Source organism: Moellerella wisconsensis ATCC 35017 (genome assembly GCF_001294465.1).
Taxonomy (GTDB): Bacteria; Pseudomonadota; Gammaproteobacteria; order Enterobacterales; family Enterobacteriaceae; genus Moellerella; species Moellerella wisconsensis.
Map to the genome: position 1 here is coordinate 1 of NZ_LGAA01000095.1, position 241 is coordinate 241.

Consider the following 241-nt stretch of genomic DNA (forward strand, 5'->3'; position numbering starts at 1 on the left):
GACCGATACTAAGGTTAACTTTATCGGCTCGAGGATCCTGTTTGTAGGTATCCATCAGCGAGAGAATCGGATCGCCTGCATAGGCGTCTACATGCTGAAACACGGGTGCTCTCCTTGAAATCACGGGGGGTAAAAATGGCTTTAACAACACAATAACCTTGTCACAGGTCATAAAGCTAGAGCCAATTACTTCGTCCATACCGATCTTTTTGGGCTAGGCTTAAAGGATACGTTTCACCAT

1 protein-coding gene is annotated in these 241 nt (G+C 45.6%); it reads right to left on the reverse strand.

The window, feature by feature from the left end; genetic code table 11:
* A partial coding sequence (locus tag M992_RS15540) for a hypothetical protein (protein WP_248842543.1) occupies positions 1-103 on the reverse strand: 103 nt, incomplete at its 3' end.
* Positions 104-241 lie beyond the last annotated feature (138 nt).